A 13,539-nucleotide genomic window follows, 5' to 3' on the forward strand; every position below is an offset into this window, starting at 1 on the left:
GTGAAACAAGCTCTTGCCTTTCTCTCCGGACTGATCTTCGGTCTCGGCCTTATCGTCTCTGGCATGGCAAACCCCGCCAAGGTGTTGAACTTCCTCGACCTCTTCGGCGCATGGGACCCCAGCCTCGCCTTCGTCATGGGCGGTGCAATCGCCGTGACCGCGCCTGGTTTCGCCCTGCTGTTCCGCAACCTTCAAACCCCACTTCTTGACAGTAAATTCCGCCTGCCGACACGCAACGATCTGGAGCCGAAACTCGTGACCGGAGCGGCAATCTTTGGCGTGGGTTGGGGCTTGGGGGGCTTCTGCCCCGGACCGGCGCTGACGGCCCTGCCGTTGGCAGCTACCGGCACGCTGATCTTTGTGCCCTTCATGCTCATCGGGATATGGGCCGCACGCCACACGCCTGACATCACGCCTGCCGCAAAGAGGGGAGGCGCCTGATGAGTGATCCGCTGAACACTGCCGTCGTCCGCCACTCGCCTTCGACCGGGGCAGGCAGTCCCGATGTCTGGGGAATCTACGAGCCCGACACCGGCTCGATCCAGTATATCTGCGCCGACCCGACGACGAAGAAGGCCGCGCTCATTGACGTTGTCTGGAACTTCGACCCGAAGAACTACAAGTTCACGACCGAGAGCATGGATCAGGTGCTGGATCTCGTTGAGGAAAATGGCCTGAGCGTGCAATGGATACTGGACACTCACCCGCACGCGGACCACGTCATGGCCTCGGCGCAGTTGAAGGAGCGCACGGGCGCGCCTAATGCCATCGGGTCGCTGGTACCCCAAATCGCCAAGATCTGGGCTGACCTCTACAACCTGCCAGATACCTTCGACCCCGTTCGCGACTTCGACCACCTGTTCCGGGAGGGGGAGACCTTCAAGATCGGTGAGTTGGATGTAAAGGTGATGCTTTCGCCAGGGCATACTCTGGGTTCGATCACTTACGTTTGCGGCGATGCGGCCTTTGTCCACGACACGCTGATGCAGCCGGATGCGGGCACCTCGCGCTCGGACTTTCCGGGCGGCACAACTGAGGAGTTGTGGCAGTCGATCCAAGACATCCTCGCTCTTCCCGGCAGTACGCGGCTCTATATCGGGCATGACTATGGCACCGATGAACGCAAGGAGCCGCAGTGGGAGGCCACGGTGGACGAACACCGCGCGTGCAATATCCATGTGAAGGATGGCACGAAACGCGAAGACTACATCAAACGCCGTCAAAAGCGCGACGCGACGCTCTCGCTGCCCAACCGCATTCTTGCAGCGCTGCAGATCAACCTCCGCGGCGGCCGACTTCCTCCGGCGGAGGAGGATGGCAACCACTATCTCAAGCTACCGGTCAATCGGTTTGACTGAGCGCGAACGGGCTGTCCTTAGGGACGGCCCTGCTTCTGACGGATAGCCTGAAATGCCCCTCCCTCAACTTGCCCGATATTTACCCATCCTCGACTGGGGACGCCGTTATGATCGTGGCCAGTTCACCGGCGACATGTTGGCTGCTGTGATCGTTACGATCATGCTGATCCCTCAGTCGCTGGCCTATGCGCTGCTGGCAGGAATGCCGCCCGAGGCGGGGATCTATGCCTCCATCGCGCCCATCGTGCTGTATGCCATCTTCGGCACCAGCCGCGCGCTGGCGGTGGGGCCGGTGGCGGTCGTCTCGCTGATGACGGCGGCGGCGGTGGGCAAGATCGCCCAAAGCGGCACAGCAGGCTATACTGCCGCGGCGTTGACGCTTGCGTTCATCTCTGGGGCGATGTTGCTTGCGCTTGGCCTGTTTCGGCTGGGCTTCTTGGCGAATTTCCTGTCACATCCGGTCATCGCAGGGTTCATCACCGCTTCGGGGATCCTCATTGCGGCCAGCCAGCTGCGCCATATTCTGGGGATCGACGCTGAGGGGCATACCTTGGTTGAAATCCTCGTCAGCCTCTGGACCCATCTGAATGAGGTGAACCTGATAACGGTCGTGCTGGGTGTAACTTCAACAGGGTTCCTGTTCTGGGTGCGCGGTGGGCTTGAACCACTGCTGAGACGCATGGGACTGGGGCGCCGCTTGGCAGGTATTGGCGCCAAGATGGGGCCAGTGCTTGCGATTGTCGGCACCACGTTGGTTGTCTGGGCTTTTGAGCTGGGTGAAAAAGGCGTAGCGATCGTCGGCGAAGTACCGCAGAGCTTGCCCCCGCTTACCTTTCCCACTGTCTCGCCCGATTTGGTTCTGCAATTGTTTGTCCCGGCGTTGCTGATATCAATCATTGGCTTCGTCGAAAGTATCTCGGTCGCACAGACCCTCGCCGCCAAGAAGCGCCAGCGGATCGATCCGGACCAAGAGCTGATCGGCCTCGGCAGTGCCAATCTCGGGGCGGCTTTCACGGGCGGTTTCCCGGTTACCGGGGGATTTTCGCGATCGGTCGTCAATTTCGATGCGGGAGCCGAGACACCGGCCGCCGGGGCGTTCACCGCCGTTGGCCTGGCGCTTGCCGCGCTGTTCCTGACACCGCTGATCTATTTTCTACCCAAGGCTACCCTGGCCGCGACAATTATCGTCGCGGTGCTGAGCCTCGTCGATTTCTCGATCCTGAAACGGGCATGGACCTTCAGCCATGCCGATTTCGCCGCCGTGAGCGTGACGATCCTTCTTACGCTGCTCCTCGGGGTCGAGGCTGGAGTGACCGCGGGGGTTGTGACCTCGATATTTGTGCATCTTTACAAGACGTCGCGCCCGCACCTAGCCGTGGTGGGCCGGGTGCCGGGTACCGAGCACTTCCGCAACGTACTGCGCCATAAGGTCGAGACCCAACCACATGTGTTGAGCCTGCGCATTGACGAGAGCCTCTATTTCCCCAACGCGCGTTTTCTGGAGGACCAACTCTCGCGTTTTGCGGCCGAAAAGGCTGAGTTGACGGATGTTGTCTTGATGTTCTCGGCGGTGAACGAGGTCGATCTTTCGGCGCTGGAATCGCTCGAAACAATCAACACCCGGCTGAATGACGCGGGGGTCCGGTTGCATTTGAGCGAAGTGAAAGGCCCGGTGATGGATCGGTTGAAGCGCAGCCATTTCCTCGAAGAGCTTAGCGGCGACGTTTTCCTTAGCCAACACGAAGCTGTCTGCAAGCTTGCCGATCCCGGACCCCGGTCCGACCAGTCGGCTCGCCAGTTCACCTGACCGAGCGGCCAGTGCGGTCACTCGTTCAGTGCGCACTGAATGGCTGCTCGCCGCCCACCCGGCAAAGGCTGTCGGCCGCGAACGACGTTAGCGGTCGCGTCCGGATTGGGCTGAGACCGGTCAATCGCGCCCTCAACAACCCTGATTATTCGCGACGGCGGCTAAGGCCGGCCCTTTGCGGTCAGACAATCATGTTGGCGTGTAGCACCACATTGCGGCCCAAAAAGTTGACGTCGTCGAGTGTCAATCCTGCGCCGGTGATGCGAAACTGCTGGTCAGGAATGCCGTCTGATCCGCTGAGGGTGAGGACCAATTCGCCGACTTCCTCCATTTCGGCCGTCAGGCTATCATATTCCACGATGTCGCCAAGATTGATGTTGAGTTGATCAACGCCGGGTTCGAAATCAGTCAATGCAATCGCGGTTTCTTGCAGTGGATTGCTGTCATCATCTGCCGAATTGCCTGAACCACTCTCGTTCACAAATGAAATCTCAAATGTATCTTCCCCTGATCCGCCGGCCAGATTCACGGGGGTTGTCTCGAATTGCTTGATGGGGAGATAGGGGATGTCATGATGCAGCGTGTCGTTTCCATCGCCACCGTTCGACGAGATCTCGTAGCCTGCCCCTGAACTTGGAGCACCGCGTGTGTGTAAAACATCATCGCCCTCGCCACCATGTATGCGGATGTTGTCAGATCCCAGGCCGTCAATCGTATCATTGCCCGCTCCTCCGAAAACCAGGGCTATATCTGACGCCTCCGAAAGAATTTCGATCTGGTCATCGCCGTCGTCCCCGTGAACGGTCCCACTGAGAAGTTCACTTGTGATCGTATCATTGCCCTGGCCGCCGGAGATGGTGCCCTCGGAAAAGCCAGAAATCTGGTCATTGCCTGCACCGCCTGACACGTCAGCGGAGACAGAGGCATCACTGTCAGGCCAGCCTGACAGATCAATAATGTCGTCCCCGTCGCCGCTATCAATGGTAGTTTCTAAAGGGCCGGAGGCGTTCTGGTCCAGAACGAAAATGTCGTCTTCCGCGGTGCCGATGAGGCTGGAACCATCAGTTACAAAGGTGGTTGGATCTGGAGCTTCTCCGGAGGAGTCGTCCGGGGCTTCCACAGGATCGTCGTCATTGTCAAATAGAGCAAAGCTGCCTGCGGCAAGTCCGAGCAAGCCTAGGATTAACAATTCCATATTCTATATCCATTCACGATTGAAGCTCTGTTAGCCCTTCCGCATCGGCGCCGCTGACGGGGCACATATATGCGCACGGAACAAATTACATCTTAGGGGCGATGTTGGAAAATAAAATGCGACTTTGGCATTTCTATCGTCTGAAACGAATATCCGATCCAGTTCACTTCGGCTCTAAAAGTCGGTGCCCTCGGCTATAGCACCAGCTACCTCCGAAATTTGGGACGCGCCCCGATAGGTCTCCTTTACGATCATCGGCTGTTCTGGCTGCCATCGGCCTCATGGCGCCCTCGCTGCGCCTCCCCAAAGCGGAGATGAGCCCGCATCCATTGGATACTGCGGCCTGCATTCGTGTGGCGATTGGCGAATGCGTGGTGATGACGGTTGCACGATGTTCCCGTGTGACCGAAGTTCTCGGGCATGGTGTCTGACGCAGATATTCCGTTTGTAGAGCTACCGCCTTCAGCGCGTCGGCATGTGTATCTCTTCCAAGGACACCAATTTCTCGACCGTTTTGCCATGGGCGTGACTGTTGCCGTAACGGCCCTCGCGCTGCAGGAGCGAGGTCTGGGCGTCGGCGAGATCGGGGCGCTTTTCGCCGTATACGCCGCAGTGGTGTTGATGACGGAACTGCCCTTCGGTGGGCTGGCCGACGGGCTGGGGCGCAAGCCTGTTTTCCTCATCGCCACGGTTGCGAGTGTTGCAGCCTCCGTTGTTTTCCTTCTGTCCAAGGCATTCTGGCCGCTCGCCGCATCATTCGCATTGGTTGGGCTAGGGCGCGCTCTGCGCTCTGGCACGCTGGATGCCTGGTATGTGGAAGGGCTGCGCCAGCACGCTCCCGGAGCCGAAGTCCAGCCGCTCCTCGCGCGAGCGCAGACAGCCAACTTCGCGGGATTAGGGTTAGGGGCGATCGTGGGTGGAGTCCTGCCCGGCCTCGTCACAAGCAACAAACCGTCGGCCCCGCTGATCGGCCAGACTGTCTATGACGTTTCATATGCTGTGGGCCTCGGACTGACGGTGGCAGTGATCGTCTACACTGTTCTGCTCGTTCGTGAACGGCCTAGACCCATGTACGCTTCCGTCGTCCTGCACGAAGTCCGCGCAGTGCCGCGCACGATCCGCGACGGGATGCGGCTGGCTGTCTCCGACCGAACGCTCCTTGTGCTCCTTGTCGTTCTCGCGCTCCTGCTTTTCGCGACTAATCCGGTCGAGGTGCTGTGGCCCATCGTCGTGCAGGCCATGCTCGATCCCGAGCGCGCCGCCGCAGTGGTCGGGCTTCTGACAGCAGGTTACTTTCTGGCAATCGCCGTTGGCGCGAGCTTTGCAGGCCCGGTGGGGCGTCTCTTCAGGCGTCGTCATGCGCTTATGCTCGCGGTCGTGATCGCGGCACTTGCCGTTTGCCAGATCGCCTTGGCCTTGCAGACCTCTCTTGCGGGCTTCGTCGGAGTCTTCCTGCTCTTCTCTGTGGTGCTTGGACTGTCCGAGTCGCCCGCTGCGACCATCCTCCATGCCCGGGTGCCAGACCACCGGCGCGCTACAATCTTATCAGTCCAATCCCTTCTCAAACAGTTGGGCGCGATGGCAGGCCTGCTCGCCCTCGGCTGGATCGGGGAGACCGCAGGGGTAGCTATTTCCTGGATCGTTGGAACGCTAGGTCTCGGGATCGCCGCGATCCTTGCGATGCTGCTTGCTCGTCAAATAGGGCGCTGGTCGAACTCGCCGCCGACGCAATGATACCTTTCGTCCACGCTATCCCACCGGACAATCAGGCTGTCGCACCAGATCGGCGAACAACGGTTCGTCCCGCATAACTGCTATCCGCCCGCTGCTTTCTCTGTGTCCCGGCCTTCCGCACCCGCCGCCAGCCGCAGCAGCCCGGCCAAGTCGCCCTCAAGGGTCAGCTCTGGTGACGTGTTCCCCTTGGACCCCAGTGGAGTTGCGACTGCTCGCGCCCTTTTGTCTTGCGGGATCGGCCGATCTCAAACTCCTGTTCCTGCCGGGCAAGCAGCTCGGCGCTATCCTAGCCAATGCGACGCTCCACCACCTCGTTTCCCAGCCGCTAATAATCATACGAATATCCGCTACCGCGGTTACTTTGCGGCTAGCGCTGCCCTTCAATAGGCTGACACTGCCATCCTCAGCATCAGCAACAGATCTGCCGAAGCCGCGGCGCCTTAGAGCAGGAAATGCTTGATATTTGCGCAGCCGCAGTCCAAGGGTCCGCCCCAGATTGAGAGGCAGCGGAAAGACCACAGACCATGACCAGCCGGATCGAGCTTTGCGACCTCGTCTTTACCGTCGAAGGCAAGACCATCCTGCACGGCCTGAGTCTGGACCTGTGCCAGCGCCGGATCGGGATCGTTGGGCGCAATGGCTCCGGCAAATCAACTCTGGCCCGCCTGATCGCCGGTCTGACCCGTCCCAGCAGCGGCGAGATCCGCGTCAACGGGCATGACCTCGCCCGCGACCGCCGTGCCGCGCTGGATGAGGTCGGCATTCTGTTTCAGAACCCCGAGCATCAGATCATCTTCCCCACCGTCGGCGAGGAGCTGGCCTTTGGGCTCGAACAGCAGGGCCAGAGCAAGGCCGAGGCCAAAACCGCCGCCGCCGCGGTGTTGGCCCGCTTTGGGCTGCAACACTGGCAGGAGGCCTATGTAAACACCCTGTCGCAGGGGCAGAAACATCTGGTCTGCCTGATGGCGGTGGTGGCGATGAACCCGCGGCTGGTGGTGCTGGACGAACCCTTTGCCGGGCTCGACATCCCAACCAAGGCGCAGCTGAACCGCTACTTGCGTCTCTATCAGGGCAGCCTGCTGCATATCACCCACGACCCGGCAGATCTGGCAGATTACGACCATCTGGTCTGGATCGATCAGGGGCAGCTGCGCCAGTCCGGCCCGCGGGACGAGGTGATGGCGGCCTACCTGGCTGCGATGCATGATCAGGGAGGGGCCGATGATCTCGCTCACCTCGCCGGTTAGAACCCGCGCCCACGACTGGCCCGCCGGGGGCAAGCTTGGCCTCTTGGCGGCGGCCACCTTTGGCTTGTTCATGCTCAGCGACCTGCGCCTTCAGACGCTGGCGGCGCTTGCGATGCTGGGGCTGTATGCGCTGCCGGGAAAACGGTTTTTCCTCAGCGGCATGGAGCGGCTGCGGGTGCTCTGGCCCTTTGTGGTGATTCTCGCGCTCTGGCATGGCCTCACCGCCACCTACGGCGAGGGTGCCCAGTTCATCCTGCGCCTGCTGACCACCGTCGGGCTGGCCAATCTGGTCACCATGACCACCGCCTTGTCCGAGATGATCGCGGTGTTTCGCTGGCTCGCCACGCCCTTGCGGCGGCTGGGGCTGAACACCCGCGCGATGGAACTGGCGATTGCGCTGGTGATCCGCCTGCTACCCACATTGATTACCAACGGCCAGCGCCTGACAGACGCCTGGCGCGCCCGCTCCCGCCGCCGCCCCGGATGGCGGGTGGTGGTCCCCTTTACCCTGCTAGCCCTCGACGATGCCGACCACCTGGCCGACGCATTGCGCGCCCGCGGAGGCATTCTGGAAACCAAGGAGAAACCCTGACATGGAACGCAATGTCGTCCTGATCGCCCTGTTCACCGCGATGATCGCCGCGCTTGGCCTCTTGCCCAAGCTGACTTTGGCCAGCGGCATCCCGATCACCGCCCAAAGCATGGGAGTCATGCTCTGTGGTACCGTGCTCGGCGCCAAGCGCGGCGCGCTAGCAGTGCTTTTGTTTCTGCTGCTGGTGGCGGCGGGTCTGCCGCTGCTGACCGGCGGTCGCGGCGGGTTGGGTGTGTTCACAACTCCCTGGGCAGGCTTCTACATCGGCTTCCCACTTGCGGCCTTTGTCGCCGGTCTGGTGATGCAGACCTGGCAGCGCGGCAATATCACCGTGATCGCCATCGTCGCAGCTGTGATCGGCGGCATCGGCGCGATGTATCTGGCAGCGGTGCCCTATTACATGCTGATGAAACCCGCCGGTCTGGGGGAATCCCTGCTGACCGTCATGGCACCCTTCGTGCCGGGGGATCTGATCAAGGCCGTGGTGGCCGGGCTGATCACCGGCGCGCTGTACAAGGCCCGCCCCGCCAGCGTACTGTCGCGCAGCTGATCCACAGGCCGGCGGAGGGCAGCCAGATGACCACAGACCCAAGCAAGCGCTCCGCCTTCGCAACCCGCGCCGAATGCGACGCGGCGCTGCCGCATATTCTGGCGGCGCCGCGCGACGTGGCCGCCATCGACAGCCTGTGTTTTCGCCCCGCCTATGGCGAACGCCGCTTTCCGGAGCAGCTGCATCTGACCGTGGCAGGCGGCATCGCAGATGAGCGCTGGTTGAAAGCTCCCTGGCTGACCCTGCCCGACGGCAGCCCGGACCCGCGCATTCAGGTCTCGATCCTGCCGCGGCGGGTGATGGACCTGTGCTGGCGCGACCGCACCAATACCGTGCATCCCGGCGACACCATGGTGGCGGACCTCGATATGAGCGAGGCTAACCTGCCCACCGGCACTCGCCTGCATGTGGGCAGCGCTGTGCTCGAGGTTTCGGACAAGTTCAACACCGGCTGCGCCAAATGGCGCGACCGCTACGGTGCCGACAGTCTTGCGTGGATCAACCACAAGCCCAACCGCCCGCTGCGCCTGCGCGGCGTGCTCTGCCGGATCGTGCAGGACGGTGTGATCCACGCCAGTGACCAGATTCGGGTAGAGCGCTGAGCGCCGCGCCGACCGTTCCCCCTGACAGGCCGGTGCCGCGTCATAACCTGCCGACTATTCAGCCCTACCGTAGGCGTGCCCCGCGTGAGGCGCTGAGAGTGGCAAATGCGCTGACCCATCGAACCTGATCCGGCCAGGAACGGTTTCGTGTATGAACACGCATACCGTATCTCAGCGCCAGTGTGTTTACTTGCTGGGATACCTAGGGTCAGGAGTCATGACCAACAGTTGCCGGTCGCAGTGCGATGCGCCTTCAAATAGGTCGCGTCTACGATCACGGTCTCTTCCTCGCCGTGCTCGGCGGCCAGTGCGATCTTCATCTGCGCGAAGATGCTTTTCTCGCTCCAACGCTTTCATGAGCCGTGACGCGTCTTTTTCGGACCACATTCCCGCGGCGGATCCCGCCATCAGAATCTATTGCGACCAATGCAGAACAGCCCGCTCAGAACCCGTCTATCATCCACCGGTCGCTTGCCATGTGACTTCGGGAGGAAGGGGGTAAGCACAGCCATTTGCGCGCAGGTCAGCCATTAAAGGGCGCTGATGTCACGGCTGCGATTTCCGAGCCGTGAGTCACGCAGCGCGTTGAAAATAAATGCATCCTGGCCCTAAAGGCTGTTGTGCAGTTCAGTCTGCATATTTCCAATGGCTTCGCATAGATGGGTTGTGAAGGCTTTTGACGTTAGGGACTGTGTTGCGTAGCCCGGTGTCAGGATCGAGACGCTGGTGCTGATCCGAGGGCGGAACGGGCGGATCGCGAGCTCTCTAGTGGTCTGCCGCTGCTGGAGGCAGCTGTAGCCGGTGATCATGTCGCAGATCATGTAGCACATGCCCGCGGCGACGAATTGCAGGCCCGGTGCCCAGGTTCGCAGCTCCAGCCGCTTGCGGAAGCGGTATCCGCTTTTTCGAAATGCCGCTTCTGTCCGGACCGTCAACGGGTGCTTGTCGAACAGAACCGCCATCGGCTGACCGTCCAAATCCTGCGGCGTGATCTCCTCGGCTGTCGCAAGTGGATCGTCGGCTGGAACGACGCACACACATTCGAGATCGAAATCCATCTGTTTCACGGAAGGGCGGGGCAGTGGTGTCTCGGCAAAGCCGATGTCGAATTGCTGCGAGGCAATCAGGTCTTCGATCACGTCCGACGAGCGCATAATCAGCGAGACTTCCAACTCATCCTTGCCTTGCAGGAACTCCGTTAGAATTCGCGGCATGAACATTCCGGCCGCCGCCGGGTGGCAGGCGACACGCAACTTGCCTGCCTCGTGCGTGCGGATTTTGTTCACCGTGCGTTCGATGCGCTCTATCCGCTCCAGAACGGTTTCGCATTCCTCGAGAAAAAACCGCGCTTCCGGCGTCGGAATGAGCTTGCCCTGATCGCGCACGAACAGGCTGAAGCCCAGTTCGCCCTCCAGCGTCGAAATCATCGTGCTGACAGCAGGTTGGGTGCGCCCGACGGTGCGCGCCGCCTGGGAAATGGAGCCGCTGCGCATGACTTCCCGGAAGGTGAATATCTGGCGGAGGGAAAAGTTCATGCCCGGCCCATTAAGCAAATTGATGGAGTCACAGATATTTTGAAATTGATTTTATGCCCTGTGTCCAGCCAAATCCGTCAGACACGCTGCGGGACCACGGGAGGGAGGACCGATGGACACATTTTCCAAATATCTGCTGACAGGTCTGATCTGTTTGGTGGCCCTGGGGCAGTTCGTGCAGGTCGTCACCCGCTACGTGCTGCAGATCCCGGTGATGGGGCTGGAGGAGACCATGCTCTATCCCACCATCTGGCTGTATATCCTTGGTGCCGTGAACGCCTCGCGCGAGGATACCCATATCCGCGCCAACGTCCTGGAGATCGCCATCAAGACAGAGCGCGGCCACACCGTACTGGCGATCATCGGTGAAATCATCAGCCTGATCGTCGGCCTGTGGCTGCTGAGCTGGGCGTGGGATTACACCCTTTACGCCTGGCGGGTCTGGAAGGAGAGCCCGACGCTCTACCTGCCGACATTCTATTCCGAAGCAGCGCTGGTGGTCGGACTGGCCCTGATGATGCTCTACACCGCGCTGCACCTGCTGCGCCACGTCAATGCCCTGCGCGCGGGAGCCGCAAAATGATCGAGATCGCCCTTCTTGCCATTGCCGTTCTGGTGCTGACCCTGACCCTCGGCGTGCCGCTGCCCTACTGTTTCGGCGCCGCCCTCATGATCATGTACTTCCTCGGCGACGTGACCATGAAAGGCATGATGCTCTGGGGATCCCAGCAGCTGGGGAACCCGGTTCTGTTGGCCATTCCGCTGTTCGTGCTGGCAGGCACCATCATGTCGGCCAGCGGCATCGCCGCCTCTCTGCTGAACTTCGTGAATGCCTTCATCGGCCATGTCCGCGGCGGCCTTGGCGTTGTGGCGGCGGTCAGCTGCGCCATCATCGGCGCGATCTCCGGCTCGGGGCTTACCGGCATCGCCGCCATCGGCCCGCTGCTGATCCCCGAAATGGAAAAGCGCGGCTATCCGCGCGAATACGCCACCGCGCTGATTGCCAATTCCTCGATCCTCGGGCTGCTGATCCCGCCCTCGGTCACCATGATCGTCTATGGCTGGGTCACTGACACCTCGATCCTCGCCTGCTTCCTCGCGACGCTGGGGCCGGGCCTGCTCATCATGTTCAACTTCTCGGCCATGAACCTGTGGATGAGCCGCAAGTTCGACCTGGTGCTGGACGATGTGCCCAGCGTTTCGCAGCTGGCCGGCGACGTGGCGAAGAAAGGCTTCAACGCCACCCCGGCGCTGTTGATGCCGGTGATCATCCTGGGCGGTATCTACGGCGGCATCATGACCCCGACCGAGGCCGCGGCCCTGTCGGTGATCTACGCGGTGCCGGTCGGCTTCTTCATCTACAAGGGGCTGAAATGGGACAGCTTTCTTGACGCAGGCAAAGAAGCCGCAACCGCGGTCGGCGCGATCATGGTGATGATCCTGTTTTCGATGATCCTGAGCCAGATGTTCGTCTACGAGGCGATCCCGCAGAAAATGGTCAGCGCGATCTTTGAGATCACCGAAAACAAGGTGCTGCTGCTGATCTTCGTCAACATCCTGCTGTTCCTGGTCGGCATGGTGGTGAACGATGTCACAGCCATCATCCTGATCGCGCCGCTCTTGCTTCCGCTGATGCAGGCGATCGGTGTCTCGCCGGTCCAGTTCGCTGCGATCATGGGCGTGAACACCGCGATGGGCGGCGTCACCCCGCCTTATGCCTCGATCCTCTACCTGGGCGCGCGGATCGGCAACGTGAAAGTCACCAAGGTGATCCCGCCCGCGATGATCCTGATCCTGACAGGCTATGTGCCGGTGGTTTTCCTGACCTCGCTCTGGCCCGACCTGTCGCTCTTTCTGCCGCGCCTCTTCGGCTACTGACCCACCCCTGATACCAACGGAGGAGACCACCCATGAAACACTTTCTGACCGGCACCGCAGCCGCCGCGCTGATGTCGCTCGCAGGCCTTGCCTCGGCCGCCGACCTGAAGATGAGCCACGTGCGGCCGCAGGATACCACCATCGACAAGGAGCTGCGTGCCTTTGCCGCCGAGGTGAACGAGGCCACCGGCGGCGATGTGTCGATCAACATCTTCCCGGCATCCGCGCTGGGGGACTACACCACGGTGCAGGAACGCATCAGCGTCGGCGCCATCGACATGGCGACCCAGCCTGCCGCCGCGGCCGCTGATCGCCGGATGCAGATCAGCTCCTTCCCCTACCTTGCAAGCAACTGGGAGGAAGCGCGCGCGATCTACGGTCCTGAAGGCCCGGTGCGCGAGGTGATGGCAGAGCTTTACGCCAAGCAGGACATCACCATGCTGGCGGCCTATCCGGTGTATTTCGGCGGCATCGCGCTGAACACCGACCCGGTCAACCCGGGCGATCCATCGCAGCCGAACGGCATCAAGGTCCGGGTGCCTGGCATCAAGAGCTTCCAGATGACAGGTGAGGCACTTGGATACATCCCCTCGCCGATCCCCTTCTCCGAAGCCTTCACCGCGATCCAGACCGGCGTTGTCGACGGCGTGATCGGCTCCGGCGCCGAAGGCTACTATGCCTCCTTCCGCGATGTGACCAAGGCCTATGTGCCCGCCAATACCCATTTCGAGGTCTGGTACATGATCATCTCCAACCAGTCGCTGGCGGAACTGGACGCGGAGGATCAGGAAGCGCTGAAGACCGCCGCGGCCGAGTTCGAGGCCAAGCGCTGGACCGTGGCTGAAGAGGACCAGCGCAAATGGGAGCAGCGGCTGGCGGGCGAGCTTGGCGCCAAGGTCGTCGAGCTGAGCGACGCCGAGCGCGAAGCGATGGCCGCCAAGGTGCGCAGCGAGGTCTGGCCGGTGGTTCTGGAAGACGTGGGCGCCGAGTGGGGCCAGGACATTCTGGACAAGATTGGCAAGTAACCCGCGGCCGGAGGGG

General features: G+C 61.4%; 13 protein-coding genes and 1 pseudogene. 11 read left to right on the plus strand and 3 right to left on the minus strand.

The features are described 5' to 3' along the window. The 3 genes from ACZ52D_RS16835 to ACZ52D_RS16845 are packed head-to-tail and all read left to right on the plus strand — an operon-like array spanning window position 1 to window position 3,165. The gene (locus tag ACZ52D_RS16835; protein WP_464443581.1) at window positions 1-441 is read left to right on the plus strand and encodes a DUF6691 family protein; all 441 of its coding nucleotides are present in this window, start codon (window positions 1-3) and stop codon (window positions 439-441) included. Beyond that, window positions 441-1,358 (plus strand): MBL fold metallo-hydrolase, encoded by a 918-nt coding sequence (locus tag ACZ52D_RS16840; protein WP_464443444.1) that lies wholly within the window; start codon window positions 441-443, stop codon window positions 1,356-1,358. The genes ACZ52D_RS16835 and ACZ52D_RS16840 overlap by 1 nt, the downstream gene beginning before the upstream one ends. Before the next feature lie 52 nt (window positions 1,359-1,410). Then, on the plus strand, window positions 1,411-3,165 hold the full coding sequence (locus ACZ52D_RS16845) for a SulP family inorganic anion transporter (protein WP_464443445.1): 1,755 nt from the start codon (window positions 1,411-1,413) through the stop codon (window positions 3,163-3,165). A 181-nt stretch (window positions 3,166-3,346) separates the two neighbouring features. On the opposite strand, the gene ACZ52D_RS16850 is transcribed toward ACZ52D_RS16845, so the two are convergent. Then, window positions 3,347-4,360: a hypothetical protein gene (locus tag ACZ52D_RS16850; protein ID WP_464443446.1), complete on the minus strand. Its 1,014-nt coding sequence runs from the start codon at window positions 4,358-4,360 to the stop codon at window positions 3,347-3,349. A 420-nt stretch (window positions 4,361-4,780) separates the two neighbouring features. Here ACZ52D_RS16850 and ACZ52D_RS16855 point away from each other — a divergent pair, with 420 nt between their 5' ends. From ACZ52D_RS16855 to ACZ52D_RS16875, 5 genes are all read left to right on the plus strand, one after another. Further along, the gene (locus ACZ52D_RS16855) at window positions 4,781-6,094 is read left to right on the plus strand and encodes an MFS transporter (RefSeq protein WP_464443447.1); all 1,314 of its coding nucleotides are present in this window, start codon (window positions 4,781-4,783) and stop codon (window positions 6,092-6,094) included. A 524-nt stretch (window positions 6,095-6,618) separates the two neighbouring features. Next, the gene (locus ACZ52D_RS16860; protein WP_464443448.1) at window positions 6,619-7,341 is read left to right on the plus strand and encodes an energy-coupling factor ABC transporter ATP-binding protein; all 723 of its coding nucleotides are present in this window, start codon (window positions 6,619-6,621) and stop codon (window positions 7,339-7,341) included. Beyond that, window positions 7,316-7,933, plus strand: a complete 618-nt coding sequence (locus tag ACZ52D_RS16865; RefSeq protein WP_464443449.1) for an energy-coupling factor transporter transmembrane component T family protein — start codon at window positions 7,316-7,318, stop codon at window positions 7,931-7,933. The genes ACZ52D_RS16860 and ACZ52D_RS16865 overlap by 26 nt, the downstream gene beginning before the upstream one ends. Before the next feature lies 1 nt (window position 7,934). Continuing rightward, a complete protein-coding gene (locus ACZ52D_RS16870) occupies window positions 7,935-8,483 on the plus strand; it encodes a biotin transporter BioY (RefSeq protein WP_417474027.1) in 549 nt (182 codons plus the stop codon). A 26-nt stretch (window positions 8,484-8,509) separates the two neighbouring features. Then, window positions 8,510-9,085, plus strand: a complete 576-nt coding sequence (locus ACZ52D_RS16875) for a hypothetical protein (protein ID WP_464443450.1) — start codon at window positions 8,510-8,512, stop codon at window positions 9,083-9,085. A 233-nt stretch (window positions 9,086-9,318) separates the two neighbouring features. On the opposite strand, the pseudogene ACZ52D_RS16880 reads toward ACZ52D_RS16875, so the two are convergent. After that, window positions 9,319-9,597: pseudogene (locus tag ACZ52D_RS16880) on the minus strand (transposase); the annotation flags it as partial. 96 nt (window positions 9,598-9,693) lie between these two features. Further along, complete coding sequence (locus tag ACZ52D_RS16885; RefSeq protein ID WP_464443451.1) at window positions 9,694-10,620, minus strand: LysR family transcriptional regulator; 927 nt, start codon at window positions 10,618-10,620, stop codon at window positions 9,694-9,696. A 112-nt stretch (window positions 10,621-10,732) separates the two neighbouring features. Between ACZ52D_RS16885 and ACZ52D_RS16890 the strand changes: the two genes are divergently transcribed. From ACZ52D_RS16890 to dctP, 3 genes are read left to right on the plus strand one after another with little or no spacing between them, the layout of a single operon-like run. Beyond that, entirely contained in the window at window positions 10,733-11,203 is a 471-nt protein-coding gene (locus tag ACZ52D_RS16890; RefSeq protein WP_464443452.1) for a TRAP transporter small permease, read from the plus strand. Then, window positions 11,200-12,498 (plus strand): TRAP transporter large permease, encoded by a 1,299-nt coding sequence (locus ACZ52D_RS16895; protein ID WP_464443453.1) that lies wholly within the window; start codon window positions 11,200-11,202, stop codon window positions 12,496-12,498. The genes ACZ52D_RS16890 and ACZ52D_RS16895 overlap by 4 nt, the downstream gene beginning before the upstream one ends. 32 nt (window positions 12,499-12,530) lie before the next feature. Further along, window positions 12,531-13,523 (plus strand): TRAP transporter substrate-binding protein DctP, encoded by a 993-nt coding sequence (gene dctP, locus ACZ52D_RS16900; protein WP_464443454.1) that lies wholly within the window; start codon window positions 12,531-12,533, stop codon window positions 13,521-13,523. Window positions 13,524-13,539: the final 16 nt, after the last annotated feature.

It is taken from the genome of Leisingera sp. S2M4 (genome assembly GCF_055398055.1).

Excerpts from the sequence above, each read along its gene's own strand:
- dctP (WP_464443454.1), top strand. The coding sequence starts at position 12,531 with ATGAAACACTTTCTGACCGGCACCGCAGCCGCCGCGCTGATGTCGCTC.
- ACZ52D_RS16875 (WP_464443450.1), top strand. The coding sequence starts at position 8,510 with ATGACCACAGACCCAAGCAAGCGCTCCGCCTTCGCAACCCGCGCCGAA.
- ACZ52D_RS16840 (WP_464443444.1), top strand. The coding sequence starts at position 441 with ATGAGTGATCCGCTGAACACTGCCGTCGTCCGCCACTCGCCTTCGACC.
- ACZ52D_RS16860 (WP_464443448.1), top strand. The coding sequence starts at position 6,619 with ATGACCAGCCGGATCGAGCTTTGCGACCTCGTCTTTACCGTCGAAGGC.
- ACZ52D_RS16870 (WP_417474027.1), top strand. The coding sequence starts at position 7,935 with ATGGAACGCAATGTCGTCCTGATCGCCCTGTTCACCGCGATGATCGCC.
- ACZ52D_RS16845 (WP_464443445.1), top strand. The coding sequence starts at position 1,411 with ATGCCCCTCCCTCAACTTGCCCGATATTTACCCATCCTCGACTGGGGA.
- ACZ52D_RS16865 (WP_464443449.1), top strand. The coding sequence starts at position 7,316 with ATGATCTCGCTCACCTCGCCGGTTAGAACCCGCGCCCACGACTGGCCC.
- ACZ52D_RS16850 (WP_464443446.1), bottom strand. The coding sequence starts at position 4,360 with ATGGAATTGTTAATCCTAGGCTTGCTCGGACTTGCCGCAGGCAGCTTT.
- ACZ52D_RS16890 (WP_464443452.1), top strand. The coding sequence starts at position 10,733 with ATGGACACATTTTCCAAATATCTGCTGACAGGTCTGATCTGTTTGGTG.
- ACZ52D_RS16885 (WP_464443451.1), bottom strand. The coding sequence starts at position 10,620 with ATGAACTTTTCCCTCCGCCAGATATTCACCTTCCGGGAAGTCATGCGC.
- ACZ52D_RS16895 (WP_464443453.1), top strand. The coding sequence starts at position 11,200 with ATGATCGAGATCGCCCTTCTTGCCATTGCCGTTCTGGTGCTGACCCTG.
- ACZ52D_RS16855 (WP_464443447.1), top strand. The coding sequence starts at position 4,781 with ATGGTGTCTGACGCAGATATTCCGTTTGTAGAGCTACCGCCTTCAGCG.